Genomic DNA, 3,800 nt, shown 5'->3' with positions numbered 1-3,800 from the left:
GCCTGTGCACCACCCCCGGGCCGGCCGGTCGGGGCCGGAAGCCCGACCGACGTCAGGCGTCGAGGACGCCGCGTCGCGGACCGAGGGGCAGCACCTGCGCGCCGTCGGAGAGCATGCCCTCGAGCCGGGCGCTGGGGCGCAGCCGCATCTCGGCCCACAGCAGGTCGCGGTACTGCGCGTAGTGCCGGTAGGCCTCCGAGACGTTGCCCTCCGCCAGATGTGCCGAGATGACGATCCGGTGGGCGCTCTCACGCAGGGGATCGATCCCGACCGCGGCGAGCGACGCGAGGAGCGCACCCACCGGTCGGCCCGCGTCCAGATCGTTGCGCGCGAGGGATTCGAGCGTGTGGAGGCGGACCTGCCGCAGCGACTCGCGGGGCGCCTCGAGCCAAGGTTCGGACCACTGCGGCAGGAGATCCCCCTGGAGGAGCCGGACGGCGTGCGCGCTGGCGGGAGGCGCGCCCTGGTTCACGGCCTCGGAGAGCCGCTGCACCTCGGCGAGGTCGATGTCCACCCCGGTGGCGAGTCCGACCTGCCGGCCGTCGCCCTCGAGCAGTCCCGGAACGTCCCGGTTGACGCGCCACAGAGCCCGGCGAAGGAGCGCGCCCGCGTCTCGGTCGCTCCGGTCGGGCCAGGACCCCCGAGCCAGGGCCGGCCGGGGGCACGGTCGGTCCTCGACGACGAGGCGCGCCACCACCTGCTCGCACGCGATGGGCAGGGTGACGACCCGGCCGGCGGCGAGGACGCGGAACTGGTACATGACCTCCACGCGCAGCAGCGGTCCGATGGACCCCGAATGGATCTCGCTCACCGGACGCCTCCCCGGCTCGGTCGGACCGGCGCCCGACCGCGACCCGGGCCCGGGGGCCGAGGCGTGCGAGCCGTTCGCGCCCACATCGGGCCGCCCACCGTTCGACAGCCCACCACCAGCATGGCGCGAGTGCCGGGCAGATGGGAAGACGGCGGCGTGCGGGAACACGAGGACACCCCGCGTACCTGGAAGAGCTCACCTGCCCTTGCTGCATTCCTGCCCTGGGGGAGTTCAGTGAGGTACCACCACGCGGGGTGCCGGCACCATCGTAGACGGACCCGTCCACACATCCGAATCGCCCGTGGACTGGCACCCTGAGCGTCCCCGCGCCGTTGGGGCGTGTTTGGACCAGCCGGTATGCCGTTCGCTCCCGCACATACCGAGCTCCCCCTCCGGCACGTGCCGAGGTGGGCCTTCCGCACGTGCCGAGAAGATGTCGTCCCGAGCCACGCTCAACAGCAACGCCTCGGCACGTGCGGAGGCGGAGGGAGCCGCCGTCGCGGACGACGCTCGTACCTCGCGGCGCCCGCTCCTGCTCCCGGCATCCCTCGGCTCCGCCAATGAGTAACCCCCGGTCGCACGCTCCCGGGGGTTACTCATTGGCGGAGGCGGAGGGATTTGAACCCTCGATGGGCTTTAAGACCCAAACCCGCTTAGCAGGCGGGCGCCATAGACCGGACTAGGCGACGCCTCCACGCGCCGCACAGGCTATCTGTCCGAACACCCGCCGTCCAAACCGGCCCCTGACACGGTGAACCCGGTTCGCAAGGCCGATCTCAGGCCGCCGACCGAGCGGACGCCCGACAGGTGCCGGCGTCGTCGAGGCGCGGCCCGCCGTCGTCCGGCTGACGGAAGACGAACCGCTTCATGACGACGAACTTGCCGACCGTGGCCGCCGCCGTCGCGACCCCGACGACCGCCGTCTCGACCCACGTGGGCGGTGCGGCCCACAGCACGTGGAGCAGCCCGAGCGAACCGGCCGTGAGGGCCAGCGTGCCGGCCACGATGCCGAGACCCTGCAGCTGGTGGCGGACCGTGCCCGACGGCCCCCGGATCCCGAACGTCCACCGCCGGTTCGCCGCCGTGTTCACGACCGTCGAGGCGAGGAGGGCGACGACGTTGGCCAGCTGCGCTCCGACCCCGAGCTCTCGGAGGGACCCGAAGAGTCCGAGCTGGAGCACATAGCTGAGCGCACCGATGAGGGCGAACAGGAGGACCTGCGACCCGACCCCGGAGACCGGCGCCCGCCGCCCCATCCGCGCGGCGATCGCCGCGGTCGGCAGGGAACCGCGCCGGAAGGCGCGACGCATCCGAAGGACCCCCCGCAGGTCGTCGGCCGCCGTCCCGACGATGTCGACACGACTGTCCGGGTCGTCGTACCAGTCGACGGGCACCTCGTGGATCCGCAGCCGGCACCGCTCGGCGAGGACGAGCAGCTCGGTGTCGAAGAACCACGACGTGTCCTCGACGAGGGGCAGCAGCTCCTGCGCGACGTCGGCGCGGATCGCCTTGAATCCGCACTGGGCGTCGGAGAACCGTGCGCCGAGGCCGACCCGGAGCACCCCGTTGTAGCACCGGGAGATAAGCTCGCGCTTCGGCCCGCGGACGACCCGCGACGACCGGTGGAGCCGCGTGCCGATCGCGAGGTCGGAGTGGCCGGACATGAGCGGTGCGACGAGCGGCCACAACGCGTCGAGATCCGTCGACAGGTCGACGTCCATGTATGCGAGGACCGGCGCGTCCGAGGCGAGCCACACCTGGCGCAGCGCCCGTCCCCGCCCCTTCGCCTCGAGACGGACGGCAGCGACCGACGGCATACCGGCGACGAGACCCTCCGCCACGGTCCACGTACCGTCCGTGCTCGCGTTGTCGGCGATGGTGATCCGGAAGGGATACGGGAAGGTCGCGATGAGGTGGGCGTCGAGCCGCCGGACACAGGCGGCGAGGGTCCGCTCCTCGTTGTGGACGGGGACGACGACGTCGAGCACGGGTCTGGTCATCGGAGTTCCTCTCCAGAGATGGGCCGGTTCGGTATGCGGATGGGTTCCGAGGTCGGTATGCGGAGTCCTGGGCAACCGCCTCGGTGGTGCACAGACCCCGATCGGGTGCCAGAGCGCCAGGTGAGGGCCGCCCGGGCGTGGCGCACAGACCCCGATCGGGTGCCAGACCGCCAGGTGAGGGGGCGTCCCGGGCGTGGTGCACAGACCCCGATCGGGTGCCAGAACGCCAGGTGGGAGGCGTCCCGGGGGTGGTCGGGGCCATGTCCCGACGGCCCGGGCCCGGGTCGGCTCCGGGAGCCGGCCCGGACCTCTCGGTCGTCGGGGTGGGCATGACCGGTCAGCCCGTGGTCGACGACCCGGTCGAGCTCGACGAGGACGAGGACGAGAGCGGCTGGGTGAGGTCGTAGAACGTCGTGCCGCCGATCGTCACCTGGGTGTAGTTGTCCTCGACCCACTGGGTGATCTGGGACGCCGTGCCATTTCCGCCTCCCTCGCCGATGCTGCTCGCGAGGAAGTAGTGGATCTTCCCCGCCTTCACGTAGGCCTCGAACTGGGCCAGCGTGGGGCTCGGGTCGGATCCGTTGAACCCGCCGATCGCCATGACCGGCTCCTGAGAGGCGAGCTGGAGGCCGGCCGCGTTCTGCGAGCCGATGGCCGCCGCGACCCACGTGTAGTCGTCGGCGTTCGCGGTCAGCGCGGCGACGACCTCGGTGTTCGGCGTCGAGGCGTTGAGCAGGCCGCCCATCCCGCCACCGGGCCCACCGGTCGTCGCTCCCCCCGTCGTCCCCTGGCCCTGCTGGGTCTGGCCGGTCCCGTTGGACGTCCCGCCCTGCGCACCGGTGCCGTCGGACGATCCGGTCCCGTTGGACGTTCCACCCTGGGAGCCCGTGCCGTTGGACGTGCCCGTCCCGCCCTGCGTCCGGCCACCCGGCAGCCCGCCGCCGGCCCCGCCGAAGCCGCCTCCCGGCATACCGCCGCCGCCCGGGGGG

3 protein-coding genes, 1 tRNA gene and 1 other RNA gene are annotated in these 3,800 nt (G+C 72.6%); all 5 read right to left on the bottom strand.

The window, feature by feature from the left end; translation table 11 throughout:
• Positions 1-52: 52 nt before the first annotated feature.
• Entirely contained in the window at positions 53-811 is a 759-nt protein-coding gene (locus BN12_RS20625; protein WP_157635599.1) for an AfsR/SARP family transcriptional regulator, read from the bottom strand.
• Positions 812-976: 165 nt separating this feature from the next.
• An RNA gene (gene ffs, locus BN12_RS24010) (signal recognition particle sRNA small type) lies at positions 977-1,073 on the bottom strand.
• A 338-nt stretch (positions 1,074-1,411) separates the two neighbouring features.
• A tRNA-Ser gene (locus tag BN12_RS20620) sits at positions 1,412-1,505 on the bottom strand.
• An 82-nt stretch (positions 1,506-1,587) separates the two neighbouring features.
• Positions 1,588-2,811 carry a bifunctional glycosyltransferase family 2/GtrA family protein gene (locus BN12_RS20615; RefSeq protein WP_048555401.1) on the bottom strand — a complete coding sequence of 408 codons (1,224 nt, stop codon included), beginning with the start codon at positions 2,809-2,811 and terminating at the stop codon, positions 1,588-1,590.
• Between the two features lie 337 nt (positions 2,812-3,148).
• On the bottom strand, positions 3,149-3,800 hold a 652-nt coding region (locus tag BN12_RS25480; protein ID WP_456093707.1), incomplete at its 5' end, for a mannosyltransferase YkcB-related protein.

It is taken from the genome of Nostocoides japonicum T1-X7, from assembly GCF_001046855.1.
Lineage (GTDB): Bacteria > Actinomycetota > Actinomycetes > Actinomycetales > Dermatophilaceae > Nostocoides > Nostocoides japonicum.
The sequence above is the reverse complement of the archived record's forward strand: the minus strand, read 5'-3'. Positions and strand labels throughout refer to the sequence as shown.

Coding starts and splice junctions, on each gene's coding strand:
- BN12_RS20615 (WP_048555401.1), bottom strand. CDS start 2,811: ATGACCAGACCCGTGCTCGACGTCGTCGTCCCCGTCCACAACGAGGAG.